The 26492-nt window shown below is 63.2% G+C and carries 24 protein-coding genes; 14 read left to right on the forward strand and 10 right to left on the reverse strand.

Annotated features, from left to right (window positions below; translation table 11 throughout):
- Nucleotides 1-34: 34 nt before the first annotated feature.
- From DYI37_RS01885 to DYI37_RS01915, 7 genes are all read right to left on the reverse strand, one after another.
- A complete protein-coding gene (locus tag DYI37_RS01885) occupies nucleotides 35-1090 on the reverse strand; it encodes a DNA polymerase III subunit delta' (protein ID WP_116681486.1) in 1056 nt (351 codons plus the stop codon).
- 4 nt (nucleotides 1091-1094) lie between these two features.
- The gene (gene tmk, locus DYI37_RS01890; RefSeq protein ID WP_116681487.1) at nucleotides 1095-1775 is read right to left on the reverse strand and encodes a dTMP kinase; all 681 of its coding nucleotides are present in this window, start codon (nucleotides 1773-1775) and stop codon (nucleotides 1095-1097) included.
- A 129-nt stretch (nucleotides 1776-1904) separates the two neighbouring features.
- Nucleotides 1905-3050, reverse strand: coding sequence for a D-alanyl-D-alanine carboxypeptidase family protein (locus tag DYI37_RS01895; protein WP_116681800.1), 1146 nt, complete (start codon nucleotides 3048-3050; stop codon nucleotides 1905-1907).
- A 171-nt stretch (nucleotides 3051-3221) separates the two neighbouring features.
- Complete coding sequence (locus DYI37_RS20515; protein ID WP_425365013.1) at nucleotides 3222-4175, reverse strand: septal ring lytic transglycosylase RlpA family protein; 954 nt, start codon at nucleotides 4173-4175, stop codon at nucleotides 3222-3224.
- 625 nt (nucleotides 4176-4800) lie between these two features.
- A complete protein-coding gene (locus DYI37_RS01905; protein ID WP_116681489.1) occupies nucleotides 4801-5538 on the reverse strand; it encodes an SDR family oxidoreductase in 738 nt (245 codons plus the stop codon).
- A gap of 261 nt (nucleotides 5539-5799) precedes the next feature.
- On the reverse strand, nucleotides 5800-6420 hold the full coding sequence (locus DYI37_RS01910; RefSeq protein ID WP_116681490.1) for an alpha-ketoglutarate-dependent dioxygenase AlkB family protein: 621 nt from the start codon (nucleotides 6418-6420) through the stop codon (nucleotides 5800-5802).
- On the reverse strand, nucleotides 6417-7169 hold the full coding sequence (locus DYI37_RS01915) for a helix-turn-helix transcriptional regulator (protein WP_245413734.1): 753 nt from the start codon (nucleotides 7167-7169) through the stop codon (nucleotides 6417-6419). Before DYI37_RS01915 ends, DYI37_RS01910 begins: the two co-directional genes overlap by 4 nt.
- Before the next feature lie 393 nt (nucleotides 7170-7562).
- Here DYI37_RS01915 and DYI37_RS01920 point away from each other — a divergent pair, with 393 nt between their 5' ends.
- The 10 genes from DYI37_RS01920 to DYI37_RS01965 all read left to right on the forward strand — a co-directional run bounded on the left by DYI37_RS01920 (nucleotide 7563) and on the right by DYI37_RS01965 (nucleotide 19241).
- Nucleotides 7563-7946, forward strand: a complete 384-nt coding sequence (locus tag DYI37_RS01920; protein ID WP_116681491.1) for a septal ring lytic transglycosylase RlpA family protein — start codon at nucleotides 7563-7565, stop codon at nucleotides 7944-7946.
- A 438-nt stretch (nucleotides 7947-8384) separates the two neighbouring features.
- The gene (locus DYI37_RS01925; protein WP_116681492.1) at nucleotides 8385-9095 is read left to right on the forward strand and encodes a response regulator transcription factor; all 711 of its coding nucleotides are present in this window, start codon (nucleotides 8385-8387) and stop codon (nucleotides 9093-9095) included.
- Between the two features lie 125 nt (nucleotides 9096-9220).
- Entirely contained in the window at nucleotides 9221-11008 is a 1788-nt protein-coding gene (locus DYI37_RS01930; protein WP_116681493.1) for a sensor histidine kinase, read from the forward strand.
- Nucleotides 11009-11017: 9 nt separating this feature from the next.
- Nucleotides 11018-11476, forward strand: coding sequence for an HPr kinase/phosphorylase (locus tag DYI37_RS01935; RefSeq protein WP_116681494.1), 459 nt, complete (start codon nucleotides 11018-11020; stop codon nucleotides 11474-11476).
- 168 nt (nucleotides 11477-11644) lie between these two features.
- Complete coding sequence (locus DYI37_RS01940; protein ID WP_116681495.1) at nucleotides 11645-12046, forward strand: PTS sugar transporter subunit IIA; 402 nt, start codon at nucleotides 11645-11647, stop codon at nucleotides 12044-12046.
- A gap of 3 nt (nucleotides 12047-12049) precedes the next feature.
- Nucleotides 12050-12400: an HPr family phosphocarrier protein gene (locus tag DYI37_RS01945; RefSeq protein WP_116681496.1), complete on the forward strand. Its 351-nt coding sequence runs from the start codon at nucleotides 12050-12052 to the stop codon at nucleotides 12398-12400.
- Between the two features lie 213 nt (nucleotides 12401-12613).
- Nucleotides 12614-14014, forward strand: coding sequence for an adenosylhomocysteinase (ahcY, locus tag DYI37_RS01950; RefSeq protein ID WP_116681497.1), 1401 nt, complete (start codon nucleotides 12614-12616; stop codon nucleotides 14012-14014).
- 252 nt (nucleotides 14015-14266) lie between these two features.
- Complete coding sequence (locus DYI37_RS01955) at nucleotides 14267-16882, forward strand: sensor histidine kinase (protein ID WP_245413735.1); 2616 nt, start codon at nucleotides 14267-14269, stop codon at nucleotides 16880-16882.
- Between the two features lie 61 nt (nucleotides 16883-16943).
- Nucleotides 16944-18476, forward strand: a complete 1533-nt coding sequence (tsaE, locus tag DYI37_RS01960) for a tRNA (adenosine(37)-N6)-threonylcarbamoyltransferase complex ATPase subunit type 1 TsaE (protein ID WP_245413736.1) — start codon at nucleotides 16944-16946, stop codon at nucleotides 18474-18476.
- Between the two features lie 24 nt (nucleotides 18477-18500).
- Nucleotides 18501-19241 (forward strand): nucleotidyltransferase family protein, encoded by a 741-nt coding sequence (locus tag DYI37_RS01965; RefSeq protein ID WP_116681498.1) that lies wholly within the window; start codon nucleotides 18501-18503, stop codon nucleotides 19239-19241.
- A gap of 4 nt (nucleotides 19242-19245) precedes the next feature.
- Here DYI37_RS01965 and DYI37_RS01970 read toward each other — a convergent pair whose 3' ends face one another.
- Together DYI37_RS01970 and DYI37_RS01975 are read right to left on the reverse strand one after the other, a co-directional pair.
- A complete protein-coding gene (locus DYI37_RS01970) occupies nucleotides 19246-21147 on the reverse strand; it encodes an ABC transporter ATP-binding protein (RefSeq protein ID WP_116681499.1) in 1902 nt (633 codons plus the stop codon).
- A complete protein-coding gene (locus tag DYI37_RS01975) occupies nucleotides 21144-23036 on the reverse strand; it encodes an ABC transporter ATP-binding protein (protein WP_116681804.1) in 1893 nt (630 codons plus the stop codon). The genes DYI37_RS01970 and DYI37_RS01975 overlap by 4 nt, the downstream gene beginning before the upstream one ends.
- A gap of 210 nt (nucleotides 23037-23246) precedes the next feature.
- On the opposite strand from DYI37_RS01975, the gene DYI37_RS01980 reads away from it, so the two are divergent.
- The gene (locus tag DYI37_RS01980) at nucleotides 23247-23705 is read left to right on the forward strand and encodes a tRNA (cytidine(34)-2'-O)-methyltransferase (RefSeq protein WP_116681500.1); all 459 of its coding nucleotides are present in this window, start codon (nucleotides 23247-23249) and stop codon (nucleotides 23703-23705) included.
- 86 nt (nucleotides 23706-23791) lie between these two features.
- Nucleotides 23792-24697 (forward strand): oxidoreductase, encoded by a 906-nt coding sequence (locus DYI37_RS01985; protein ID WP_199520055.1) that lies wholly within the window; start codon nucleotides 23792-23794, stop codon nucleotides 24695-24697.
- A gap of 6 nt (nucleotides 24698-24703) precedes the next feature.
- Here the strand turns inward: DYI37_RS01985 and DYI37_RS01990 are convergent, their stop codons facing one another.
- Nucleotides 24704-24961: a hypothetical protein gene (locus DYI37_RS01990; RefSeq protein ID WP_116681806.1), complete on the reverse strand. Its 258-nt coding sequence runs from the start codon at nucleotides 24959-24961 to the stop codon at nucleotides 24704-24706.
- A gap of 335 nt (nucleotides 24962-25296) precedes the next feature.
- On the opposite strand from DYI37_RS01990, the gene hemF reads away from it, so the two are divergent.
- Entirely contained in the window at nucleotides 25297-26205 is a 909-nt protein-coding gene (hemF, locus tag DYI37_RS01995; protein ID WP_116681501.1) for an oxygen-dependent coproporphyrinogen oxidase, read from the forward strand.
- Between the two features lie 85 nt (nucleotides 26206-26290).
- On the forward strand, nucleotides 26291-26488 hold the full coding sequence (locus tag DYI37_RS02000; protein ID WP_116681502.1) for a DUF1059 domain-containing protein: 198 nt from the start codon (nucleotides 26291-26293) through the stop codon (nucleotides 26486-26488).
- Nucleotides 26489-26492: the final 4 nt, after the last annotated feature.

Here is a 26492-nt window from a genome sequence, read left to right on the forward strand (position 1 = left end):
CTCTCGGTTGAACTGTGCGGCGGAGGGGCCGCGATCAGTTGGGCCGGATATAGTCCTGTGCGCCGGTCTGGTAGAAGTGGTCGTAGAGCGTCAGGAGCACCTGCTTGCGATCCAGATTGTAGGCCATGGCTTCGACGATGCGCGATTTTTCGTTCTGCCAGAGGAGCGAGAGTTCGGCGGCCTTGGCGAACGCGCCCTCACCCACCGCGTTCTCGCTCGCTTTCGCGATGGACGAAGTGATCGCCTCGATTGCCAGATCATAGGACGCCTCCCGGCCGCGCATGGAAAGCTGATCGGCAATCGAACCCATCGCGTTCCATTCCGGCCGGTCGGCGCTGAGCAGCGGGATCAGGGTATTCAGGATCTCGACGCCCCCATATTCGGCGATCTGCAATGCGCGGCGAACGGAACCTTCCGCCTTCTCCACGAGCAGCGTCGCATCCTCCGGAACCGCATTGGGCTTGGCGTTTCTCATCGCGGTCAACAGGTCATGGGGTTGCAGGCTTTCGAACCGCAGAAAGCGGCAGCGCGAGCGGATGGTCGGAAGCAGCCGTCCCGGCGCATGATTGACGATGAAGAAGACCGTGCGGCTCGGTGGCTCTTCGAGGAGCTTCAGGAGCGCATTGGCCGCATTGCGGTTCATGTCGTCGGCAGGATCGATGATCGCGATCCGGTAGCTGTTCCGGTTGCCCGTCGCGTGGAAGAAGCGGGCAAGCCGCCTCACCTCGTCTACGGTGATCTGACCGCGGAAGCCCGTGCCCTTGTCCTGGGCGGCACGCGTGATGTGGATGAGCCCGGGATGGGCGTCGGTCGCGATCTGGCGGCAGACAGGATCTTGTCCGTCGAACGCGATGCCGTCGCCTGATCGTTCCGCTTTCGCACCGAGAAGCAGTCTCGAAAACGCGAAGGCGGCGCTCGCCTTGCCGACGCCGCGTGGCCCCTGGAGCAGCCAAGCATGGTGCAGCCTGCCGGTCTCGCGGCTCGATTCGAAGGCGTCGAACGCGGCGTCCTGCCCGACCAGTGTCATCCTGGCCTTGGGCGGTGCGACGCCGTCGAGGTCGTCGTGCTCGGCTGTGGTCGAGATCTCCACGCGCTCAGGCCGAACCGGCGTCGGTCGCAGTCCCGGTGCCGCCCGTCGTCAGAACGATCCCGAGCCGGTCCTCGATCACGGCGACGATATCTTCCATGATCTCCTCCTCGTCGCCTCGCCCGTCGATGACCACGCAGCGCTCCGGCTCGTTCTCCGCGATCGACAGAAACCGGTCGCGTCGCTTTCGATGAACCTCCGCTTCTTCGCCCTCGAAACGATCGGCGGCGGACGCTGATCTGCGGGCGCGGGCGCGCTCGACACCCAGTTCGGCCGGAACATCGAGAATGATCGTCAGATCCGGGAAGACGCCGTCGAGCGTGGCGGCTTCGAGCCGGGCGAGAAAGGCCTGATCGGTTTCGTCCGCGCCCATCTGATAGACGCGCGTCGAATCGTGGAACCGGTCGCAGATGACGATCGCCTCCCGCTCGAGCGCCGGACGGATCACCTGGCTCAGATGGTCGGCGCGTGCGGCGGCGAAGAGGACCGCCTCGATGTTCGGGCCGAGGCTCTGCGCCGCGCCGGACAGGACGACATGGCGCACGGCATCGGCGCCCGGCGTCCCGCCGGGTTCGCGGGTCGTCACCACCTCATAGCCCTCGCTGCGCATCAGCCCGGCGAGGCGTTGAACCTGGGTGGTCTTGCCGCTGCCGTCGCAGCCTTCGAAGGTGATGAACGTTCCGACCAATGTCGCTCCTGCCGCAAAGGGCTCTGAGATCCAAGACCATCCGGCCCTGCCCGCCGACTTTAGCCTTCTTGTAATCCAACCGCGTTCGGGTCAAGCGAGAGCCTGTGGGGCATGGCTCTCAGGGCTACGTCAGAAGGCGCGCATCCAGCCGAATGCCAGTTCGGAAAGGGCGCCTCCCGCGCGTTCGGTGAAGCTGCCGACCGGAGCGGATGCCGCCGCGTAGGCCTCCTGACTGTAGACGGTTTCGCCCGAGATCTCGATGTCGAGTGTTCCGATATGATCCCCCTCCTCCACCGGAGCGATCACGGGTCCCTCGAAATGCAATCGGGCCGTGACGTTCTCGAGGGCATCCTGTGGAAGGAAGATGGCGATCGGCTCCTTGACGAGGACCGGCACCTGATCGCTGACGCCGTTGAAGACGGGAACATTGCCGACAACGGTTCCGGCATCGAGAACGGTGGCCTCGATCAATCCGTCGAAGCCGTAGTCGAGGAGCCGCTTCGCTTCCGAAGCGCGCTCAGCGCTCGTCTCGACGCCCGATAGTGCGAGGAAGAAGGTGCGGCCGTTTCTCGATGCGACACCCATCAACGAGTAGCCTCCGCCCTCGCTGAAGCCGGTCCCGACGCCCTCGCCCCCGAGATCTGCCCCGAGGATCGGGTTTCGGTTGCGCTGGAAGATCTTGTTCCATTCGAAGGAGGGTTCGGCGTAGATCTTGTAGAGGTCGGGATAGGTTTGACGCAGATGCCGCGTGAGCGTCACGAGATCGCGCGCACTCGTCCATTGCTCGGCCTCGGACGGCAGGCCGGTCGGATTGGCATAGAGCGTATCCGTCAGTCCGAGTTCCTGGGCCCGGGCGTTCATGCGCTGCGTGAACGCGTCCTCCGAACCTGCCAGGCCCTCGGCGAGAATGATCGCGCCATCGTTCGCGCCCTGCACGATCGTGCCGCGAATGAGATCGGCGACCGGCACCGAGGAGCGGATGGCAGCGAACATCGTCGAGGTGCGGGACGGAGCGCCCCCCGTCCGCCAGGCATGTTCGCTGACCGGATACTGGGTCTCGAGGTTGATCTCGCCCGATTTCACCGCGCCGAAGACGAGCTCCATGGTCATCAGCTTGGCGAGTGAGGCCGGGGCGAAGCGCTGTTCGTCGCTCTTGTCGAGGATCACGGTTCCCGTGCGGTCCTCCACCATGAGCGCCTGCTTCGCATCGGTTTCGAGCCCGTAGCCGCTTCGGGTCCCTTCCTGCGCTTGGCAGGGCGCGGTGACTGCGAGCATGAGCAGGCCGGCATATGACGCGAGGCGGAGAGACGTCGTGGCAATGGGCATGAACGAGACGACCATGGTGCGGGGCGGACGGAGTTCGGCCCGACACAAACTGGCTCTATCGCTCCCGTCTTGCAAGCGCCCCGATCAGCCGCGGGCGGTTTTGGACAGGCCGGAGGCCTTTCAGTCGCGAAGAACGAAGGCGTCGGCGAAGCCGGCGGCCCAGAGCTTGCGAAGCAGATTGTCCGTGTCGACGTTCGGCTCGGTGGTCACGGTGGCGGACACGATGTTCGGGCGTGCCGTGGCCTCGCCGCTCGCACGGGTGCCGACGCCGATCACGTCTCCGACCTTCTTCATGAGATCCCGGTCGATCGCGCCGAGATAGATCCGCTCCGAACCCGATGCCGTGCCGGCACCAAGCGTCTCCAGGGCTGCGGCAGCTCCCGACCGCCTCTCCTCGCCTTTGAACGAGCTCAGCGTATCGATGACCGCACCGGTGCGTGACGGCTGGTTCTGGAAGAGCGACTGCATCGGCCGCACGCCAGGAATGGCCGTCCTGCCCGAAGGCGAATAAGCCGTCGCCGAGAGAGAGTCCAAAGGCTCGTTCGAGGCGATCATGTGGTCCGAATCGGAGGCATCGCCCGGGGAAAAGCTCGCAAGCAGCATCTGCGTATCGTCGCCCTCGAGCGGGGCGCGGCCGAGATACTCGACCTTGACGTTTGCAACGCCCTTGCTCTTGAACTCGAGAAGTTCGGCCGCCTTCTTGGAAAGGTCGATCTCGCGTCCGTGCGAGAAGGGCCCGCGATCGTTCACGCGAACCTTCACCTGGCTGCCGTTGTCGAGATTGGTCACCAGCGCATAGGACGGCAGCGGGAAGGTCTTATGGGCTGCCGAGAGATGGTGCATGTCGTAGGTCTCTCCGTTCGCGGTGAGACGTCCGTGGAAGTTCGGTCCGTACCATGAGGCCATGCCCGAGGCGGTATAGCCGGGCTCGTCCTTCGGGTAATACCACTTGCCCTTGACCTTGTAGGGCTTGCCGATCTGCGCGCGTCCCCCGCCCTTCGCAATCGCCCGTGCGGTTCGTTCGACAACGCGCGGCGAGGCCGGAACTCCGTAGGTCGCTTCGTCGAACTTCACCGAAGTGGCGACGTCCTCCATTGCGCCGGAAGCAACCTTTTCCTGACAACCCCCGACGATGAAACCTGCAGCGAGGCATGTCACAATCGTCAGCTTACCCCGATGGGCCGTCAGAGCGTCGAAGAGCATGTCGGGCTTATCCCCCTGGCCGTTGATCGTCGACGTTCTCGACCGGAAGTCCCCACTTCCGAAAACGTCGGCGCGGCATTCTTAACAATGCCTGCGAACGGGGATCAAGCTGGATATGTGGTCGGCACGGCTTGCAGACCCGTTTCGCACAAGGCGATCGCGGATGCTCCGAATGCCAGCAGCCTTGCGGATCCGAGCACCCCTGCCCGGTCGAATTCCAGCAGAACGAACAAGGCGCCGTTCGCCATCACCGGCAAGAGCACGTGTCGAATCAATGGACTGCTGCCGTCCGCCGTCGATCGAGACGCCTCCGGCTCCCCCAGCGAGGGGGTCTTTCGCCAAGAGTGCCCATCGAGACTTACGGATGGCTTAACCAGAAACATTCCACTGACACGGTCTGAAAAATTATCGGCGCGTGTGCTCTCGGCGCAACGCTTGCCGACCGGGTCGAACGCGATCGCTCCGCCCGGTCGCGCAGCTTCTCTCGGACGCGATCCTACCCGCGCCCGACAAACGGCATGGCCGAAGCCATCACGGTCATGAACTGCACATTGGCGCCCAGCGGCAATTCGGCCATGTGCAGGACGGACGAGGCGACATCCGCCACATCCATCGTCGCTTCGGCGGCGATCGACCCGTCGGCCTGCGGAACGCCCTTGGTCATCGGAACGGCCATCTCCGTCAGCGCATTGCCGATGTCGATCTGGCCACAGGCGATGTTGAAGGGGCGGCCATCGAGGCTGAGCGAACGGGTGAGCCCGGTGATCGAATGCTTCGACATCGTATAGGGAACCGATCCGGGACGCGGCGCGTGGGCGGAGATCGAACCGTTGTTGATGATGCGCCCGCCCTGGGGGTCTTGACGCCGCATCAGCGCGAATGCGGCGCGCGCGCACAGGAACATGCCGTGAATGTTCGTGTTGGCGACCTTCATCCAGTCGTCCACCGAGATCTCGTCGATCGGCGCGGCGGAAACATTGGTGCCGGCATTGTTGAAGAGGACGTCGAGCCGCCCGAAGCGGTTGGCGATCTCCACGAACACGGCTTCGACGCTCTGCGCATCGGACACGTCGCAGGGCAGAATCGCCGCATTCTCCTCGAAGCCGTTCGCGGTCTCGCGAAGCGGCTCCTCCCGGCGTCCGCTGAGCGCGACGCGCCAGCCGTTTTCGAGAAATGCACGCGCCGTGGCGCGGCCGATGCCGCTGCCGGCGCCCGTAACGAGAATTGTCTGCATGAAGTCCGCCTCCCTCTTCGCGTGCCGTGACCCATGAGGCGCAAGCGCCGCCCGGGCACGGGATGGCTCGTGCTTTGCGCAAGACCGGGCGGCGCGTCAACGCCGCAGGGTGAGGAGTGGCCGACCGTTCCGGCTTCGTCGAGCGCGGCCCTCCGGCATCGGACCGAAATGCGGCCCCGGTTTTCGGACTGTCCGATGTGTCAGCAGGAAACCGGAGCCTCGGACTCGATTCTCGTATCGGTTCCGACGCTCTGGCAGGCGTCAGGTCGCCGAAGGCTTCGTGACCCGTCGCAAGGTCAGATTGATGCGGCCCCCGTTCTTGAGAAGCGTCGAGGTCGCAGGGTAGATCCGGTCGACCCCGTGGTACGAGAGGCGCCCCTCCCCGCCCAGCACCACGACATCGCCGGAGCGCAGCCGGATCGAGGTGGTTCGTCCGCCACGCACCCTCTCGCCCACACGGAAGAGGCAGTCGTCTCCGAGCGAGACCGAGACGACTGGCGCATCGAAATCGTCCTCGTCGCGATCCTGGTGGAGGCCCATCTTCGCGGTCTCGCTATAGAAGTTGACGAGGCAGGCCTCGGGCGGAGCATCATAGCCGCTCACCTCCTGCCAGAGATTGAGAAGCTCGTGCGGCATCTCGGGCCAGGCATCCCCCGTGACCGGATGATGCGGCTGATATCGATAACCGCCTTCGTCTGCGACCCAGCCGAGTTCGCCGCAATTGGTCATTCGCACGGAGAGCGGCTTGCCGGTGCGCGGCATTTTCGGCGCAAAGAGCGGCGCGCGAGCGACGCACTCCCTGATCCGGTCGACGAGAGCCTCTTGTTCCTGCCGGTCGAGGCGTTGCGGGATGTGGCGCACCCCCTTCGGAAGGACGTTCAAGACAGGTAGCCGAGTTGTGCGGCCATCGCGACCGCATGAGTCCGGTTCGAGGCGCTGAGCTTTCGCTGCGCCGAGGTCAGATATTGGGAGACGGTATATTCCGAGATCCCGAGAATCAGTCCGATCTCGGCCGATGTCTTGCCGAGCATCGCAAGACGCAGGGAGTCGCGTTCGCGTGACGTCAGCGGGTTGTTGCGACGGTTCTCCTCGAAGCGCACTGCCGCGAGCATGCCGAAGAAGGTGAAGGCGAAAGCCTGAAGTTGGCGGATCCTCGTCTGCGGCGGAAGGGGACCGGGTCCGGCAAGACTGAGTGCACCGCATATGGCGGTCATGCCGTGCACAGGCAGGAGAACGCCTTCCGACCATCCCGCTCCTGCCACGAGGCGTGCGCCCTCCGAGGGAGAAGGGTCGGAAATGCCGTAGAGCGTGTCGATGTCCCACTCGAACGGCATCGGATCGGTGTTGAGCGTCGCGACGACGACCTTGTGCCTGTGCAACCCGCACTTCTCGTAGGACCGCTGAAACGATGCGGACCAGTTTCCGAGGAGATATCGGGTGTGAAGCCCCTGCTCGTCCGTCGAGGGAAGCGTGAACGCGGCTGCGTGATCGAACCCATCGTTCGCGGCGACCTCGATCAGAACCTTCTCAAGCTTCGTTTCGGTCCACGGCTCGTCGAGAGACGCCAATCGAGTGACGGGGTCGCTCATATGGTCGGTCTCGGGCGAGAGGGTTCGGAGGACCGTTCGCATGCCGGTCTCCAGTCTCCGCATGTGCTCGTGCCGCTCATCAGCTTCGCTGCCCCGCCACTCGGTCCGCACCGTAAAATCTTCGTCCGAAACGCGATTTCGCGTCATCGGTCCAAGCTTGAACTTGGCGATTTTGCTCTGCCGACAACCCCCACGCCGGACTTCCATAAGCTCAAATGGAGCCGATCCGGCTCGTTTCCAAGCAAGTGCGAAAAGGTTCCGCACCGCACAAAATGACCTTTTCCGTGTCGCAAAGCCATCACGGTTTCGTCACGATGCACGTCGATACGCACCCTCGTCGGCGGCTTCGAGGGGCCATGGGGGTTCTACCGCCGGGAAAAATGGGGATAGCGCGAGCGCCTGATTGCTGCGCGCCGGGAAAGACGAGACTACCGTATGAAGATCACCGCCAAGACAATTCTTGCCGCCGCCGTTCTGACATTCGCGTCGGCAGGCACGACGACCGTGATGACCGAATCCGCTTCGGCCGCTTCGGTTTCGGGCGGACACGCTTCCTTTTACGGCAAGCGATTCCATGGCCGCACCACGGCCAATGGCGAGAAGTTCAACATGAATGCGATGACCGCCGCTCACAAGACGCTTCCCTTCGGCACGAAGGTGAAGGTGACGAACCGCAGCAACGGCAAATCGGTGGTCGTGCGCATCAACGATCGTGGGCCTTACATCCGCGGCCGCGTCATCGATCTGTCGCGCGGAGCGGCTGCCAAGATCGGGATGATCAATTCCGGCACCGCGAACGTGAAGATCGACATTCTCTGAGAGCCATCTGACTGCAAGGGCTCGCGGGTCGCTTCCGTGAGGCTTGGGCGGCATCGCCCGCATGATGCCGAGCTTGTCCGATATGCCGGACTGCCCCCTCTGCCAAACCTCGCTCTCCATGAGCCTGGATCGGTTTCGGTCCGTCGAAAGGAATCCAGATCTTGCCTCGACCGGGCAGGGGCTGGGTTCTTTTCTTTTCATGTAGGCGCGAGCGCCGAAACCGGCCGCGATTTCCGGCGAACCATGGTCCCGTTGGATCGAACTTATTGAAAATCGCCGGTACCTTTCCAGATATGCACGTTGAAAGCGGGCCGATGAAAGCGCAACTGGGTCGGGACAGGGTGCAGGCGTCGCCGGACATGCCGCGGTGCCTCTCGATGAGAGAGGTCCGGCGAGGACCGGATGCTCGCGGCACCGCCACAGAGGAGAACAGCCCCGATGCCGACCATCGCCCTCGTCGATGACGACCGCAATATTCTGACATCGGTGTCGATCGCGCTCGAGAGCGAGGGGTACAAGGTCGAGACCTATACGGACGGGGTGTCGGCGCTGGACGGCCTTCAGGCGAGCCCGCCACATCTCGCGATCTTCGATATCAAGATGCCGCGCATGGACGGAATGGAACTGCTGCGGCGCCTGCGCCAGAAGTCCGATATCCCGGTGATCTTCCTGACCTCGAAGGACGAGGAGATCGACGAGTTGTTCGGCCTGAAGATGGGCGCCGACGACTATATCCGCAAACCGTTCTCGCAGCGCCTGCTGGTCGAGAGGGTCAAGGCGATCCTTCGCCGGGGCGCGGCCCGCGAGGCGAGCCCGGTTCGTGCCGGCAATGTCACCAATCCCGAGACCTCGCTCGAGCGCGGTCAGCTCGTCATGGATCAGGAGCGGCACACCTGCACATGGAAGGGGGGACCCGTCACCTTGACGGTCACCGAGTTCCTCATCCTCCAGTCCCTCGCTCAGCGGCCGGGCGTCGTCAAATCGCGTGATGCGCTGATGGATGCGGCCTATGACGAACAGGTCTATGTGGACGACCGGACGATCGACAGCCACATCAAGCGGCTGCGCAAGAAGTTCAAGGCGATCGACGACGATTTCGACATGATCGAGACGCTCTACGGCGTCGGCTATCGCTTCCGCGAAATGTAATCTGACGCCGGTGCCGCGATCGGTTAGAATGGCCTACATGGGCGCAACGCGCGCCGGCTTTTTTCGTGGCTCTAACGCGCCCGGCCGTTCAATGACACGTCGCGAGCGGCGACAACGGAACTTCGATGACTGCGGCAACCGACGCTAAAGACGACAGCGGACGTGATCTTCCTCGGAGGAGACGCCTGCGGCGGTTTCCACTGGTCAGGCGGACCATCTTCCGCTTTCGCTGGCTTCTGTCCCATACGGTCTTCTCCTCCCTCACCCGCCGTATCGTCTTCCTCAATCTCGTTGCGCTGATCGTTCTGGTTTCGGGCATTCTCTACCTGAACCAGTTTCGCGCAGGTCTCATCGACGCCCGGGTCGAAAGCCTTCTCACCCAGGGCGAGATCATGGCGGCGGCGATCGCATCGTCGGCGACGGTCGACACAAATTCGATCACGCTCGACCCTGAACGCCTTCTCGAATTGCAGGCGGGTGACACGCTGACCCCCTCCTCCACCGGCGCCGACAGTCTCGATTTTCCGATCGAACCGGAACGGATCGCGCCGCTTCTCGGCCGGCTGATCTCACCCACGCGGACCCGAGCACGCCTCTACGACCGCGATGGAAACCTGATCCTCGACACCCGGCATCTCTACGCGCAGGGCCAGGTCCTCCGCTACGATCTCCCGCCCGTCGAAATCGAGGAGCAGACCATCGTCGGCGATATCGTCGGCTGGTTCGAGCGGCTGTTCTCCGGCAATCGGTTGCCGGTCTATCAGGAGACGCCCGGCGGATCCGGAACGACCTATCCCGAAGTCGTCAATGCCCTGACGGGAGGGCCGGCAACCGTCGTGCGCGCGACCGAGAACGGTGAGCTCATCGTCTCCGTCGCCGTCCCGATCCAGCGTTTCCGCGCGGTTCTCGGCGTGCTCCTCCTGTCGACGCAGGGCGGCGACATCGACAAGATCGTCCAGGCGGAGCGCACGGCAATCGTGAGAACGTTCGCCGTCGCCGCTCTCGTGACGATCGCACTCTCGATCCTTCTCGCCTCGACCATCGCGACCCCGCTGAGGCGCCTTTCGGCCGCCGCCGTGCGCGTGCGCCGAGGCGTGAACGAACGGGCGGAAATTCCCGATTTCGGCGACCGCGCCGACGAGGTCGGCAATCTCGCCGTCGCCCTGAAAGACATGACCCGCGCGCTTTACGCCCGGATCGACGCGATCGAGTCCTTTGCGGCCGATGTCAGCCACGAATTGAAGAACCCCCTCACCTCGCTGCGCAGCGCCGTCGAGACATTGCCGCTTGCCAAGAACGATGAAAACAGGGCGCGACTTCTCGACATCATCCAGCACGACGTCCGTCGTCTCGATCGCCTGATCACCGATATCGCCGACGCCTCGCGCCTCGATGCCGAACTCGCACGCCAGGAATCTCAGACCGTCGATATCGCAAAGCTTCTGCAATCGGTCGTCGAGGGCGTTCGCGGGCGGGTTTCGCCCGATCGACGAACGGTGATCGATCTGAAGGTGCAGCCGGTTCCCTCCAATCTCAAAGGCGGAACGAGCGTCACCGGACACGATCTGCGGCTCGGCCAGGTCTTCACCAATCTCATCGAGAATGCCCGATCCTTCGTTCCCGAGGACGGGGGGCGGATCACGATCACGATCCGCCGACGCACGAACCGGCTTCTGGTCATCGTGGAGGATAACGGGCCCGGCATCCAGGTCGAGGACATCGATCGGATCTTCGAGCGCTTCTATACCGATCGGCCGGGAGCCGAAGCGTTCGGGCAGAATTCCGGGCTCGGCCTGTCGATCAGCCGGCAGATCGTGGAAGCCCATGCCGGCACGATCCGTGCCGAGAACATCGTGGAGAACGACCGGATCGCCGGCGCGCGCTTCACCGTTTCGCTGCCGGCGGGAGCCTGAGCGAACCCGATGGCGCAGGCGAATGTCCACGGAACGGCCCTGCTCGTCGGCTCGCGAGGCATTCTCATCCGCGGGCCGTCGCAGTCGGGCAAGTCGAGCCTGTGCCTGTCTTTGCTGCGCCGGGCGCCGTGTCAGAATGTCACCGCCGCCCTCGTGGCGGACGATCGGGTCGATCTCCACATCGAGGAAGAGATTATCGTGATGTCGGCGCCCCCGGCTCTCAGCGGCATGATGGAAATCTACGGTATCGGGATCGTGAAGGAGAGTTGTGTGCCGAGGGCGAACCTGTCTCTCGTCGTCGATCTCGTTCCCAGGCAAGTCATCGTAAGGATGCCCGAGCCTTCGGAGCGAATGACGGAAATTCTCGGACGGCAGGTCAGGCGGATCGTTCTGGCGCAGCGCGAGCCGGCATTCGGGGCGGATGTGGTGATGTCTCTCTTAGAACATGAAGATCTGTTCGTTAGCTGATTGCCGACTTGCAAATGAACGGCAAAACGTGAACCAATTCGCCCCGTGCGACCCTCGCGCCAGCAAACAGTGGCAGACTATGAATTCTGGTAGCGAAGCTTCTGCTTTGATAGTAACAGATGATGGTATGGTGGACATGACTCCCGCGACCGAGGACAAAAAGCACTCATGATCGGCCTCGTTCTGGTGACCCATGGGCGACTCGCGGAAGAGTTCAGAAACGCGCTCGAGCACGTTGTCGGGCCGCAGGATGCTCTCGAGACGATCTCGATCGGACCGGAGGACGACATGGAGCGTCGCCGGACGGACATCATCGAGGCCGTGGGTCGCGCCGAGCGCGGAAAGGGTGTCATCCTCCTGACCGATATGTTCGGCGGAACGCCGTCGAACCTCGCGATCTCGGTGATGGACGGCAGCCGCGTCGATGTTCTGGCCGGCGTGAACCTTCCCATGCTGATCAAACTCGCGAGCGTTCGCAGCGAAAAGCCGATCGGCGACGCGCTGGCCGATGCCCAGGAGGCCGGCCGTAAATACATCAACATCGCGAGCCGTGTTTTGAGTGGAGCCTGACACATGCGACGAGTACCGAGTTGCGAAGATACGGATGTCCGCTGGACCGGCGATCTGGCCGCCGAAGGCGCTCCGGCGTCCCAAGGCGCCGAGCGTGTGCTGACCATCTGCAATCGGAGAGGCCTCCACGCACGCGCGTCTGCCCGTTTCGTGCAGACGGTGGACCAGTACGATGCGGAGGTGACCGTCAAGCGCGACGGCATGTCGGTGGGCGGTCTGTCGATCATGGGACTGATGATGCTGGCGGCGACGAAGTCCTCCGATATCCACGTCTCCGCGACCGGACCGGACGCCGTCGCGGTGCTTGCGGCCCTCAAGGAACTCGTCGACAACCGGTTCGGCGAGGAGGACTGACGGTCAGGGGCGCAATTCCTGCAGCTCGCCCACCGGCGCAAGGAACGCTGACTTAGTGACCCTCGACTTCGATCACTGATCCGCAGAGCGGTATCAAGACATAAAGATTTGTTTATATCCATCTTGAGGTCGTGGTGACGGCCTGTTAGAGATCCCTCCAACGCCGTCGCGCATCGCGATCGCGCAACCGATCATTGGACGGAAGGACCTCTCATGGCTGACCAAAACGACTACGTCGTCGCCGATATTTCGCTCGCCGGATACGGGCGCAAGGAAATCGAGATCGCGGAAACCGAGATGCCCGGCCTGATGGCCTGCCGGGAGGAGTTCGGTGCGGACAAGCCCCTGAAGGGGGCGCGCATTACCGGCTCGCTGCACATGACGATCCAGACGGCCGTCCTCATCGAGACCCTCGCCGAACTCGGCGCCGATCTTCGCTGGGCCTCCTGCAACATCTTTTCGACCCAGGACCACGCCGCCGCGGCGATCGCCGAGCGCGGCATTCCCGTCTTCGCGATCAAGGGTGAGACGCTGGAGGACTACTGGTCCTACACCGACAAGATCTTCCAGTGGCCGGACGGCCAGCCGTCCAACATGATCCTCGACGATGGCGGCGACGCCACGATGTACATCCTGCTCGGTGCCCGCGCCGAAGCCGGAGAGGACGTCCTGTCCAACCCGGGCAGCGAGGAAGAGGAAGTTCTCTTCGCTCAGATCAAGAAGCGGATGGCCGAGACGCCGGGCTTCTTCACGAAGCAGCGCGACGCGATCAAGGGTGTGACGGAAGAGACGACGACTGGCGTCAATCGTCTCTACCAGCTTCAGAAGAAGGGTCTCCTCCCCTTCCCCGCCATCAACGTCAACGACTCCGTGACGAAGTCCAAGTTCGACAACAAGTACGGCTGCAAGGAGAGCCTCGTCGACGGCATCCGTCGCGGAACCGACGTGATGATGGCCGGCAAGGTCGCTGTCGTTTGCGGCTACGGCGATGTCGGCAAGGGATCGGCGCTCTCGCTGCAGGGCGCAGGCGCCCGCGTGAAGGTGACCGAGGTCGATCCGATCTGCGCGCTGCAGGCGGCGATGGACGGCTTTGAGGTCGTCACGCTCGAGGAAGCCGGCCCGACCGCCGACATCGTCATCACGACGACCGGTAACAAGGACGTCGTGACCATCGAGCACATGCGCTCGTTCAAGGACATGGCGATCGTCGGCAATATCGGCCATTTCGACAACGAGATTCAGGTCAGCGCACTTCGCAACCAGAAATGGACGAACATCAAGCCGCAGGTGGACATGATCCAGTTCGCCGACGGAAAGCGCATGATTCTCCTGTCAGAGGGCCGTCTGCTCAATCTCGGCAATGCGACCGGTCATCCGAGCTTCGTGATGTCGGCTTCGTTCACGAACCAGACCCTCGCCCAGATCGAGCTGTTCAAGAACACCGGACAATACGAGAACCAGGTTTACGTGCTTCCGAAGCATTTGGATGAGAAAGTTGCACGTTTGCATCTGAACAAGCTCGGCGCAAAGTTGAGCGAGCTGAGTGAAGCGCAAGCCGACTATATCGGTGTTTCCCAGCAAGGCCCGTTCAAGCCTGAGCACTATCGCTACTAGAAATCGAACGCCCGAGAGGGTCGGATCGACAAGGCCGCCGAAGTCAATTGCTTCGGCGGCTTTTTCTTTTCGTGTTGGTGATGATCGGGCAATTGCACCGATTCCGGTGATGACTATTATGTCGCAATCATGGCGGACGGAGTGGCGGACGACGGCCGTGAGTGTGATGCGTTCATGCTTTTTAAATTGATTTCAGCGGCGGACACGGGGATCGAAGCGATGAACGAGGAGCGGCGGACTCTGTGCAGAACCATGCACGGACTACGGCAGGTTGGCCGGTATCGTGGTGCCGCACTCACAAACCTTTTCGATGATGCTCGGTTCCTGCGCATCGGCCTTGGAGGTCGCGGAAAGGCGTCCGCCTGCCTGATCGTCGCCGCGACGCTGCCGGCTCCCGCATACGCTCAGACCGGACTGTTCGAGGGCTCCTATTCGATGACGGTGATGGCTCTCGTCGCCATCGCCATGGGAACGGCCATGGTCTGCGCCGTCTATCTGATGCAGTACCGTGCGCGATTGACGCGCGAGAACGATCGCCTCATCGACGACCTGAAGGAAAGCCGGCTCGAGGCGAACGAGCTGAGAACGCTTCTGACGGCAAGCGATCGCAGGCTCCTCGCCTATCGAGGCCACCGGGCCCCGGCGATGTACGGAGACCTGCCGCGTGAATGCGGGGCGCCCCAGTCCAAGGATCGTTTCGCCGACTTCGCGGCTTGGCTTCCTGCCGATGTCGCAGGTCAACTCGCGGTTCAGATCGAGCAGCTGATCGATCGCGCGACGCCGTTCGTCCTCCTCCTGGAAACCCCCTCGAACGAGTTGATCGAGGTCGATGGCCACACCCATGGCGATCTTGCGCTGGTTCGGTTCACCCGTCTCGGCGGTCTGCGTGCCAAGCTCGAGCGGGCCGATCAGGATCTCTCCGAAGCCCTCGGGACGGTCGATACGATGCAGGCGCTTCTCGACTCTGCGCCGATCCCGGCCTGGCTGCGCGACACCAACGGCCGTCTCTACTGGGTCAACCGCGCCTATTCGCAGGCGGTCGAGGGCGGAACGCCGGAAGAGACGATCGAAAGCGGAACCGAGTTTCTCACGATGGCGGACCGCCAGTCGGTCGCGAGCACGATCGCCGAGGACAGGGTCTTCCGGGGCAAGCTTTCGACGGTGGTCAATTCCGAACGGCATATCTTTCAAGTCACGGAGCTTGCGGGACCATTGGGAACCGCAGGCATCGCGATCGACATTTCGGAAGCCGAAAGCATTCGCCGCGAACTGCGCCAAACGATCGAAAGCCAGTCGGAAACGCTCGACAGGCTGGCGACCGCGGTCGCCCGTTTCGACCCCGACACGCGGCTCGCCTATCACAACGCGGCCTTCAAGACGCTGTTCGCGCTGGACGACGATTTCCTGCGCTCCGATCCCGATCACGTCGCCTTCCTCGACCATCTGCGTAGTGCCGGCACCCTGCCGACGGAGACGGCCTTCCCGAGCCAGAAACGCGGCGAGGATCTGGCGCCTTACAGCGCGGCGGGACCCACGGAAACGATGTGGTATCTGAAAGGCGGCCGGACGCTTCGCGTCGTCGCGACACCGCATCCGCAGGGCGGCGCCACGTTCGTGTTCGAGGACATTTCCGAGCGGCTCAAGCTGGAGATGGAGGTCAAGACGGTCGCCCAGCTTCAACGCGAGACGCTCGACTATCTCGGCGAAGGTGTCGCGGTGTTCGGCAGCGACGGGCGGCTTCGGTTGTCCAACCCGGTCTTCGGCGAGATGTTCGGGCTCTCCGACACCTTCCTCGATACGAAGCCGCGCCTGAAGACGTTCGGTGACATGGCCGAGGTGAAGATCGTCGAAGGGCCGGAAACCGGCGAGGGCTGGGCAGGACTGAACGTCTTCGTGACGTCGATCGACGAAATGGGCCGGAAGACCGACGGAGGCGAGATCCGGCTGTCGACCGGCATGATCCTCGCCTTCAAGGCCGTGCCGCTCCCCAATGGCCAGACCATGCTGACATTCTCGGACGTCTCGGATGCCCGGGCGGTGGAGCGCATGCTGCGCGAAACGAACGACGCGCTCGAGGAAGCCGCTCGCCTCAAGCACGAATTTGTCTCCTTCATGAGCTACGAACTGCGCTCGCCGCTCACGACGGTCATCGGCTTTACGCAGCTCCTCGGCGAGCCGGAACTCGGAACCCTGAACGAGCGGCAGAGCGAGTATCTCGAACATATCAATTCGTCGACGCGGACCCTCATGGCCCTCGTCAACGACACCCTCGATCTCGCGACGATCGACGCCAACATCATGGAGCTCGACGTCTCTCTCGTGGATATCGCCGCACGCGTCGACAGTGCCGTCGAAGGCGTTCAGGAGCGCCTGAGCGAGCATGGCATCACGCTCGATATCGATCTTTCGCGCAGCGGCGGCGTTTTCGAGGCCGATGGGCAGCGCCTGACCCAGATCCTCTACAATCTCCTGTCCAATGCCGCCAACTTCGCACCAAGCGGATCGCGGATCGAACTCGACGCCTGGAAGAGCGACGACGGCTCAACCATCTGTTTCTCGGTCGGCGACCACGGGCCGGGCATTGAGTCCGATCGGGTCGAGAGGATCTTCGACCGGTTCGAGACCAATGCGGAAGGTGGGCGCGCCTCCGGTCCGGGCCTCGGCCTCTCGATCGTCAAGAGCCTCGTGGAACTGCATGGCGGGGATGTTCATATCGAGAACAGGGATGGTGGCGGCACCCGGGTGGTCTGCTCCCTCCCCGCCCGCCAGCCGGCGCCCGACCCCGATCGTCCCGCCCGCGACCGTTCCGGGGAACTCGGCCGGAAAGGCGGGCCGCGGTCCCCGATCTATCGCGATGCCGCCGAATGAACCGCATCCCCGATCGTCGATCCGCCGCGCGGATGACCCGCAGTCCCACAGGCAGACAGGCATGAACATGGCGATGACGACGCCCGACTTGACGGTGATCGAGATCATCGAATTGATGGACAGCGCGGCCACCGAACGTCTCGGACGGGATCTGAGCCTGGTCCTGGCGAAGGGCGACGCCGTGATGCTTCTCGGCGATCTCGGCGCTGGTAAGAGCACCCTCGCCCGCGCCATGATCAGGGCCGTTGCGGGCGACGACGGGCTCGATGTTCCCTCCCCCACCTTCACGCTCGTGCAGGCCTATGGTGGCCGCGTTCCCGTCAGCCATTTCGATCTCTACCGCCTCGGCGACGAGAACGAGATCGGCGAACTCGGTTTCGACGACGCTCTCGAAGAGGGTGCGGCGATCGTCGAATGGCCCCAGCGCGTCCCCTCGGTCCTCGCCCGAGCCGATATCGTGATCGAACTTCGGATGAGCGAGAACGGCGGACGGTGCGCGGCGATCGCCGCGAGAGGTTCGGCCGTGCGGAGGCTGTCCCGTACCCGTTCGATCCGTGCGTTTCTCGCGAGATCGGGCTTGGCTGAAAGTGAGCGCCGACACCTGAACGGCGATGCATCGAGCCGCCGCTATGAGACCGTGAGCGGTCCCGCCGGTACGCTGATTCTGATGGACTCTCCGCGCCAGCCCGACGGCCCGCCGATCAGGGACGGCCTGCCCTATAGCCAGCTCGTTCATCTCGCCGAGGATGTCGGCCCGTTCGTTGCCATCTCCTCCGCTCTCGCGACCGCCGGATTTACGGCACCGCGGATCGTCGCGAGCGATCTGGAGGAAGGGCTTCTTCTTATCACCAATCTCGGCGGTGCCACGATCCTGAAGAGAGACGGCGATCCCGACCCCGAACGCTATCATGCGGCGATCGATTGCCTGTCGAAGCTTCACCGGATGGATTGGGCGAGCGGATTGCCCGTCGGCGAAGGCAGGATCCATCATGTCTCCGCCTATGATCGCCGCGCGATGATGATCGAGGCGGAGCTCCTGCCGGACTGGTTCGTATCCGATACGCTCGGCCGCGCGGTCGACGTCGAAGAACTCGCCCTCTTCCGCGAAGCCTGGAACATGGCATTCGACGAGATCGAGACGGCCGAGCGCACGCTGGTCCTGCGTGACTTCCATTCACCCAACATCATCTGGCAACCGGATGCGATCGGCATCTCGCGCATCGGGATCATCGACTTCCAGGATGCGATGATCGGGCCTACGGCCTACGACGTCGCGTCACTTGCCCAGGATGCACGGGTGACGATCCCCGCCGAGCTCGAGGCTTCCCTCGTCGCGGCCTATATCGCGTCGCGCCGCAAGTCCGATCCCGAGTTCAAGCCCTTCTATTTCGAGCGCGACTATGCGGTGATGGCGGCGCAGCGTGCGACGAAGATCCTCGGGATTTTCGTGCGCCTTGCCAATCGCGACGGGAAACCGCAATACAAGCGTCACATACCCCGCATAATCGAATATCTCAGACGGTCGCTCGACCACCCGACGCTTGCGCCGGTCAAATCGCTCTACAGCGATTGGGGCATCGTCGAGAAGCACTGATCACCGAAACAAGACCCGGACCCCATGACGACTTCGATCGTGCGCTCCCCACGACCCAAAACGGCGATGATGCTGTCCGCAGGTCTCGGCAAGCGCCTCCGCCCCATCACCTCCACGGTCCCCAAACCTCTCGTCGAGGTGCGCGGCAAGGCGCTCATCGACTACGGCATCGACGCCCTGGTCAAGGCCGGTGTGGAGCGGATCGTCGTGAACGTCCACTACCTGCCGGATCTCATGCGCGCCCATCTTCGCAAGCGCCAGGATGTGGAGATCGTCATCTCGGATGAGAGCGATCAGCTGCTGGATTCGGGTGGCGGGATCGTGCGGGCGCTGCCCCATCTGGGTAACGAGCCGTTCTACGTCCTGAACTCCGATACGTTCTGGATCGAGAGCTACAGGGCCAATCTCGACGTCCTGTCCGATCTCTGGCGGCCCGAGCGAATGGATGTCGCGCTTCTGATCGCGGATATGGCCCAGGCGACGGGATATGACGGGCGCGGCGACTTCGTCATGGATGCGAGCGGTGAGCTGATGCGCCGCGAAGAGCGCGACATGTCGCCTTTCATCTATGCGGGTGCCGGCATCTTCAAACCGGAACTCTTCGCGGGCCGGGATGCCCTGCCGTTCTCGCTCAACGCGATCTTCGACACCGCGATCGAGGCCAACCGGCTCTTCGGCGTTCGCCTCAGCGGGCTCTGGCTGACCGTCGGAACGCCGCCGGCGATCCGCCAGGCCGAAGCCGCATTCCTCGCAAGCGCGGCCTGAGCGCTCACTCGGCCGCGTTCCTCTCGCCATCGCCAAGGAAGCCGCCGGACTGGCGCTCCCAGAGCTGCGCGTAGAGGCCGCCCCTGCGGATCAGCTCGTCATGGCGCCCTTCCTCGACGATCCTGCCTTCGTCGAGGACGATCAGGCGGTCGAGCGAGGCGATCGTCGAGAGGCGATGGGCGATCGCGATCACCGTCTTGCCTTCCATCATGACGTTGAGATTTTCCTGGATCGCGGCCTCCACCTCGGAATCGAGCGCACTCGTCGCTTCGTCGAGAAGAAGAATAGGCGCATCCTTGAGGAGAACGCGGGCGATGGCGATGCGCTGGCGTTGCCCGCCCGACAGCTTGATGCCTCGCTCTCCGACGGTCGCCGCATATCCCGAATTGCCTTTCGGGTCCCGCAGACCGGGAATGAAGCCAGACGCGTTCGCGCGCCTTGCCGCATCGAAGATGAGATCGTCGTCTGCATCCGAGCGCCCATATGCGATGTTCTCGCGGATCGAGCGGTGGAGAAGGGCCGTATCCTGAGTGACGACGCCGATCGCACCGCGCAGGGAGGCCTGCGTGACGTCAGCGATGTTCTGCCCGTCGATGGTGATCGAGCCCTTCTCGACGTCGTAGAGACGCAAGAGGAGATTGACGAGCGTCGTCTTGCCGGCGCCAGAACGGCCGACGAGGCCGACCTTCTCGCCCGGACGAATGGTCAGGGAGAAATTGTCGATGATCCCCCCGCCCTTTCCGTAGTGGAACGTCACGTCCCTGAAGGCGACCTCCCCTCGGACGACCTCGAGCGGGCGCGCATCCGGTCGATCCGTCAGTGTTGGAACCGGGCTGATGGTCGCGACGGCGTCCTGGATCGTGCCGTAGTTCCGCACGAGCCCGTTGATGTTGAACATCATCCACCCCGACATCTGGTTGAGGCGCAGGACGAGGCCGAGTGCTGCGGCAACGCCGCCCGAGGAGACCGAACCCGACTGCCAGCCGACGATTGCAACCCAGCCGATCCCGGTCATCATGAGCCCGTTGAGGACCGCGATCGCCGTGCGGATCGTCGTGAGGGCCCGGCACAGCCTGCGAACCGCCTCGACATAGCGGGAGAAGCCTTCCTTCACGAAGGCGTCTTCGGCCCGGGTCGAATCGAACAGCTTGACCGAAAGGATGTTGGTGAAGCTGTCGACCACACGGCCCGTCCAGACGGAGTTCGCGTTCGCGCGCTCGCGACCGAGCGTACGGATCTGCGGCAGGAGATTTCGGATCATCCAGACATAGCCGAGCGACCAGACGGCCAGCACGACGGACATCCGCCAGTCGATCGCTCCGAGGATGGAGATCGTCAGCACGACGAAGGTGATGAAGGACCAGAAGGTCTGAAGGATCGTGGTAACGAAGTCGCCCGTCGCCTGGCCGGCCTGCTGCACCTTCTGGGCGAGGCGTCCGGCGAAATCGTTCTGAAAGAACGTATAGCTCTGCTCGATGATCCGCCTGTAGCTCTGCCAGCGGATGCGGTTGAAGAAGCTCGGCGCGATCATCTGCTCTTCGAGGACGGATGCGGCGAACAGCACCAGCGCGCGGCCGATCAGCGTCACGAAGAGAAGGGCGGTGATGAGCCAGACATTGTCGGCGAGAAATGTCGCGGGGTCGGAGTTCTCCATGGCATCGACGAGCCAGCCCACCCCCGTGAACATCACGGCCTCGATGAGACCCGTCAATCCGCCCGTGATCAGCAAGCCGATCAGGGGCCATTTCGCCTGCTTGGCGAAATGCCAGATGAAGGCGTTGGCATCGCCGGGAAGCGGTTCGAGGTGACCGATACGGTTCACCCGTGCATGGTCGCGAGCCTCCCCCTTGTCCTCGAACGGATCGAGGACGTTCTCGAAGCGCTTCAGGAAGCCATCCATCATCATTGCGCCGCCTCTGTCCGGGTTGGAGTGCGATCGTCCTGCGCCGATGCATCGACGGGGTCGGACCCGAGCAGGAACCCGCCGATCTGCCGCTGCCAGAGCTGGGCATAGAGACCGCCGGCCTCGATCAGTTCGTGATGCGTCCCCTCCTCCACGATCCGCCCCTGGTCGAGCACGATAAGCCGATCGAGGGCCGCGATGGTCGAAAGGCGATGAGCGACGGCGATGACGGTCTTGTTCTCCATCAGTCGGTACAGGCTGTCGGAGATGGCGGCTTCCACTTCCGAGTCCAGCGCGCTCGTCGCCTCGTCGAGAAGCAGAATGGGCGCGTTTTTCAGGATGACCCGAGCGATCGCAATGCGTTGGCGCTGGCCGCCGGACAATTTGACGCCGCGCTCGCCGACTTCCGCATCGAGCCCACGGCGACCCATATGGTCCACGAGTTCGGCAATGAAGTCGTCGGCCTTCGCCGCTCGAACGGCGGCCCAGATCTCCTCGTCGGTCGCTGACGGGCGTCCATAGAGGATGTTCTCGCGAATGGAGCGATGGAGAAGCGAGGTATCCTGCGTCACCATGCCGATCTTCTCGCGCAGACTCTCCTGCGATGCCCTGCCGATCTCGACATCGTCGATCGCGATGGCTCCCTTCTCGACGTCATGGAAGCGCAGAAGAAGATTGAGGATGGTCGACTTTCCGGCGCCCGAGCGGCCGATGAGGCCGACCTTCTCTCCGGAACGGATATCGAGTGAGAAGTTCTCCAGAACGCCGCCCTCCTTCCCGTAGTGGAACGTGACGTTGTCGAAGTGAATACGTCCCTGCGCGACAGGCAGGGGCGCGGGTTCGCTCTTGTCGACGATCTGGTGAGGAAGCTTCAGGGTCGCCATGCCGTCGCGAATCGTGCCGATGTTCTCGAAGAGGGCAGACACCTCCCACATGATCCATTGGCTCATGCCGTGGATGCGAAGGACGAGCCCCAGGGCTGCGGCGATGGCGCCGGCCGTGACGAGCTCGCCCGTCCAGAGCCAGATCCCCATCGCTCCGACCGAGAAGAGCAGAAGCGAGTTGATCGTCTGGAGCGAGGTGACGAACAGCGTGATCAGCCGGGCCTGTCCGTAGACGGGCCGCAGGAAGATCCGCATCGAGTTTCGGGCATAGTCGGCCTCGCGACGGGTATGAGCGAAGAGCTTGACCGTCTGGATGTTGGAATAGGCATCGACGATCCGCCCGGTCATCTCGGCGCGGGCATCGGCCTGCTCCTGCGATACGCGATCGAGACGCGGAACGAAGATGCGCAGGATCACGGCATAGATCGCGAGCCAGCCGATGAAAGGCAGAGCCAGCCGCCAGTCCGATGCGGCCACCACGAAGACGATGCCGGTGAAGTAGATCGCGACATAGAAAAAGACCTCGATGGATTTCGTGATCACCTCGCGCACCGCGAGGGCGGTCTGCATCAGCTTCTGGGAGACCCGGCCGGCGAATTCGTCCTGGAAGAAACTCAACGAGTGCCCAAGGAACCAGCGATGCATCGAATAGCGGAAGCGCATCGGCAGATTGCCGAAGATCGCCTGGAATCCGATGAGGCCGTCGGCGAGGATGAGCGCCGGCATGACGAAGAGGATGAGGCCCGACAGGGCGAGAAGCTGCCATCCACGCTCGGCGAGAAAGGTCGAGGGATCGGTATCGGCGAACCAGTCGACGATATCGCCGAGAAAGGAGAACAGCGAGACTTCGATGAGGGAGAACAGACCCGTCGTGACCGCCAGGAGGGCGAGCATCGGCCAGGCCGGGCGCGCGAAATGCCAGAGGAATGCCCGAAGCGAGTGGGTCGGAGGGGCTTCGACGGGCGTATTCGGAAACGGATCGACCATCCGTTCGAAGAAAGAGAACATGCGGTACTGGCCCATCAATGAAACTGGCTCGGTCGGCGCTCGAAGAGCGCCTCGATCGTCGCGGATATGGATGTCGAGAACGAGACGGCGCGGTTTGGCACTCGCTTCCCGCTGATATAAGCATCGCGCCAGCCGATCCCACCCGCCTGTCGATCCGGTCCGGGTGGAGGCGGCCAGGGCCCAGCCTCTCGCCTTCAGGACACTGCGTTCATGCCGATCTCGATCGCCCTCTTCCAACCCGATATCGCCGGCAATACAGGCGCGGTCCTGCGGACCGCCGCCTGTCTCGGCCTCACGATCGAGATCATCGAACCGACGGGGTTCGAACTCTCCGATCGTGCGCTGAAGCGGGCCGGTATGGACTATCTCAGCCTTGCCACGACGACAAAGCATCCGGACTTCGAGGCATTCGAGTCCTGGCGGATCGCCGAAGGACGGCGGCTGGTGCTTCTCACGACGAAGGCGGATGCGGTCGTGTGGGATTTTGCGTTCCGAGACGGTGACGTGGTGATGTTCGGCCGGGAGACGGCCGGCGTTCCCGATCACGTGCACGAGGCGGCGGATGCGAGACTGACGATCCCCATGCAGCCGGGTGCCCGATCCATGAATCTCTCGGCATCGGTCTCGCTCGTCGCCGGCGAGGCGGTGCGCCAGCTTCGCATAGCCTGACAGGCGGCAAACTTTTTCATTTCGGCCAGTTCACGTCGCAACCAACGATCGGTAAGGTTTTCGCCCAGGGGACAGGACAAAGCCTGATGATCGCAAACTTCACCGCATCCGACGTGCCCGACCAGAGCGGGCGAACGGTCTTCATCACCGGCGCCAATTCGGGTATCGGGCTCGAGGCATCGAAGGTTCTGGCAGGCAGGGGCGCCCGTGTCCTGCTCGGTTGCCGCTCCGAAGCCAACGCCACCGGCGCAATGGACGCGATCCGCCTCGAACATCCCCGGGCCAAACTCGACTTCGTGCCCATCGACCTTGCCGATCTCGCCTCCGTGCGCAGTGCGGCGGACCGCCTGAAGGGTGAGCCGATCGATGTCCTCGTCAACAATGCCGGTGTCATGGTGCCGCCGCTTCAGCGAACGAAACAGGGATTCGAACTTCAGTTCGGCGTAAATCACCTAGGGCACTTCGCCCTGACCGGTCTTCTCCTCGATCAGCTGATCGACAGACCGGGTTCGCGCGTCGTCATCACCAGTTCGATCGCCCACCGAAACGGACGGATCGATTTCGACGATATCGACGCAAAACGCCATTACAGCCGCATGAAGCGCTATCAGATGAGCAAGCTCGCCAATCTCCTGCACATGTTCGAACTCGATCGCAGACTGCGAGCGGCCAATGCGCAGACCATAGCGGTGGCCTGTCATCCGGGGGTGGCCGATACCAATCTCATGCGCTTCCTGCCCGGCCCGGCGAAGATGCTGATGCTGCCGGGCCGCCTGTTTCTCAACACGGCGGCGGAGGGAGCGTGGCCGACCCTTGCCGCCTCGACCGCACCGCAGATTTCGGGGGGCGATTACGTCGGTGCCGGAAAGCGGGGAGAAACCGCCGGTCCGGCAGCGGACGCGAAGTCGTCGGCACGGGCGCGCGACCCGCAACTCGCGACGCGCCTTTGGGAGCAATCTGTGCGAATGACGGGCGTTGCCTATCCCGTCTAAGACCGATCAGTCCGCGGTCGGCAGGCGGCGCATGGTGAATTCGACGGAACCGCCCTCGACCAGCCGCCAGCTCTCGACCTGCGTCCAATAGGCCGATTTCGGATAGCGATCGAACCACTCCTTCGCCTTGGAGTGGGCTTCCTCGCGCGGCAGGACGAAGGTCTCGCGGACGAAGGACGCGGAGCTATCGGCGCGCAAGGCGCGGTTGCGCTTCAGTTGCCGGCGCAGACCGCTCATCGGTGGATCGTACTGGCCGGACGTCATGACGCGCGGTGTCCTTGCGAATTCAATCTGGGCGAACGAAAGTTTCCACATGAAATTTAGCGTGCCATCGGCGCGATTGCGAATCCGTTAGCGCTCGCGCGAATTCGCTTCGGCAGGGAGGCCGGCGGCCGTCCCGCCCGCTCCGGCAGAAGTTTTCGTTGCCAGACCCTAAGCTAACCTCCATACCGCGTAGGGATTGCCGCACGCAGGCCGGATTGCGACTCGTCGTCTTTGCTGATCGACTTTGGACCATCGGCTCTGCATGTGCCGCCGAGCGATATGCGAAGCCTTCGGCCCCCCGCGTGGCTACGAACCGAACGGAGATCGGGAGAGATATGGAACGGCCGAACCTGCCCGAAGGCCTGCCGGAGAATATCGAAACGAAGAAGGCGACCGCTCGTGCCTGGTTCGAAGCCCTGCGCGACCGGATCTGCGCGGTCTTCGAGGATCTCGAGCAGGCTCATGGTGCGGAGACCGGGTTGGAGCCGGGCCGGTTCGAGCGGACCGAATGGCACCGCGACAACGATGGCGGCGGCGGCGTCATGTCGATGATGCATGGTCGCGTCTTCGAAAAGGTCGGCGTGCATACCTCCACCGTCCACGGCGAATTTTCCGAGGAGTTCCGAAAGAACATTCCCGGTGCCGAGGACGACCCGACATTCTGGGCCTCAGGCATTTCGCTGATCGCCCATCTTCGCAACCCCAATGTCCCCGCCGTTCACATAAATACGCGGATGGTCGTCACCACCCGGCAGTGGTTCGGCGGGGGGGCCGATCTGACACCGACGCTCGAGAGGCGGCGAACCCAGGACGACGCAGATACGCGCGCCTTCCACAAGGCGCTCCGCTTCGTGTGTGACCGGCACAACGGCGTTGCCGACTACGAGCGCTACAAGGCCTGGTGCGACGAGTATTTCTATCTTCCGCACCGCCAGGAGACACGCGGCGTGGGCGGAATCTTCTACGATTATCTCCACTCGTCCGACGCCCTCGGGGGATGGGATGCCGACTTCGCCTTTACGCGGGATGTCGGTAAGGCGTTCATCGTCGTCTATCCGCATATCGTGAAGCAGAACGTCGATCTTCCGTTCACCGAGGCTGATCGGGAAGAGCAGCTGATCAAGCGCGGGCGATATGTCGAGTATAATCTGCTCTACGATCGGGGCACCTTGTTCGGGCTGAAGACCGGCGGGAACGTGAATTCGATCCTCTCCTCCATGCCGCCCGTGGTGAAGTGGCCCTAAAACGCGAACGTGATGATAAGTCATTCGAACCGAATGCGGTTTCGGGCATTATACCTCGCATAAAAGACGTTATGGGAGGCGTACGATGTATGAACTGAACTGTGCCGGGATCATCCCCGGCTGCGGGCGTGTCATTCGCGCCGACGACAAGTCCGAGGTCTTTGCGCGTGCGGTCACGCAGGCGCGGCGCATGGGATATAAGCGCATTCCGACGCAGATGCTGGATCGGTTCCGCGAGGATATGATCGAAATCCACGACAAGCCGATGCGTGCCGCAGGCTAGTCAG

Source organism: Fulvimarina endophytica (assembly GCF_003403015.1).
Taxonomy (GTDB): domain Bacteria; phylum Pseudomonadota; class Alphaproteobacteria; order Rhizobiales; family Rhizobiaceae; genus Fulvimarina; species Fulvimarina endophytica.

Excerpts from the sequence above, each read along its gene's own strand:
- DYI37_RS01895 (WP_116681800.1), bottom strand. The coding sequence starts at position 3,050 with ATGCTCGCAGTCACCGCGCCCTGCCAAGCGCAGGAAGGGACCCGAAGC.
- DYI37_RS01905 (WP_116681489.1), bottom strand. The coding sequence starts at position 5,538 with ATGCAGACAATTCTCGTTACGGGCGCCGGCAGCGGCATCGGCCGCGCC.
- DYI37_RS02000 (WP_116681502.1), top strand. The coding sequence starts at position 26,291 with ATGTATGAACTGAACTGTGCCGGGATCATCCCCGGCTGCGGGCGTGTC.
- DYI37_RS01975 (WP_116681804.1), bottom strand. The coding sequence starts at position 23,036 with ATGTTCTCTTTCTTCGAACGGATGGTCGATCCGTTTCCGAATACGCCC.
- ahcY (WP_116681497.1), top strand. The coding sequence starts at position 12,614 with ATGGCTGACCAAAACGACTACGTCGTCGCCGATATTTCGCTCGCCGGA.
- DYI37_RS01915 (WP_245413734.1), bottom strand. The coding sequence starts at position 7,169 with ATGCGAACGGTCCTCCGAACCCTCTCGCCCGAGACCGACCATATGAGC.
- DYI37_RS01925 (WP_116681492.1), top strand. The coding sequence starts at position 8,385 with ATGCCGACCATCGCCCTCGTCGATGACGACCGCAATATTCTGACATCG.
- DYI37_RS01985 (WP_199520055.1), top strand. The coding sequence starts at position 23,792 with ATGATCGCAAACTTCACCGCATCCGACGTGCCCGACCAGAGCGGGCGA.
- DYI37_RS01990 (WP_116681806.1), bottom strand. The coding sequence starts at position 24,961 with ATGACGTCCGGCCAGTACGATCCACCGATGAGCGGTCTGCGCCGGCAA.
- DYI37_RS01930 (WP_116681493.1), top strand. The coding sequence starts at position 9,221 with ATGACTGCGGCAACCGACGCTAAAGACGACAGCGGACGTGATCTTCCT.
- DYI37_RS01970 (WP_116681499.1), bottom strand. The coding sequence starts at position 21,147 with ATGATGATGGATGGCTTCCTGAAGCGCTTCGAGAACGTCCTCGATCCG.
- DYI37_RS01980 (WP_116681500.1), top strand. The coding sequence starts at position 23,247 with ATGCCGATCTCGATCGCCCTCTTCCAACCCGATATCGCCGGCAATACA.
- DYI37_RS01940 (WP_116681495.1), top strand. The coding sequence starts at position 11,645 with ATGATCGGCCTCGTTCTGGTGACCCATGGGCGACTCGCGGAAGAGTTC.
- DYI37_RS01945 (WP_116681496.1), top strand. The coding sequence starts at position 12,050 with ATGCGACGAGTACCGAGTTGCGAAGATACGGATGTCCGCTGGACCGGC.
- hemF (WP_116681501.1), top strand. The coding sequence starts at position 25,297 with ATGGAACGGCCGAACCTGCCCGAAGGCCTGCCGGAGAATATCGAAACG.
- tsaE (WP_245413736.1), top strand. The coding sequence starts at position 16,944 with ATGAACATGGCGATGACGACGCCCGACTTGACGGTGATCGAGATCATC.
- DYI37_RS01955 (WP_245413735.1), top strand. The coding sequence starts at position 14,267 with ATGCACGGACTACGGCAGGTTGGCCGGTATCGTGGTGCCGCACTCACA.
- DYI37_RS01920 (WP_116681491.1), top strand. The coding sequence starts at position 7,563 with ATGAAGATCACCGCCAAGACAATTCTTGCCGCCGCCGTTCTGACATTC.
- DYI37_RS01935 (WP_116681494.1), top strand. The coding sequence starts at position 11,018 with ATGGCGCAGGCGAATGTCCACGGAACGGCCCTGCTCGTCGGCTCGCGA.
- DYI37_RS01965 (WP_116681498.1), top strand. The coding sequence starts at position 18,501 with ATGACGACTTCGATCGTGCGCTCCCCACGACCCAAAACGGCGATGATG.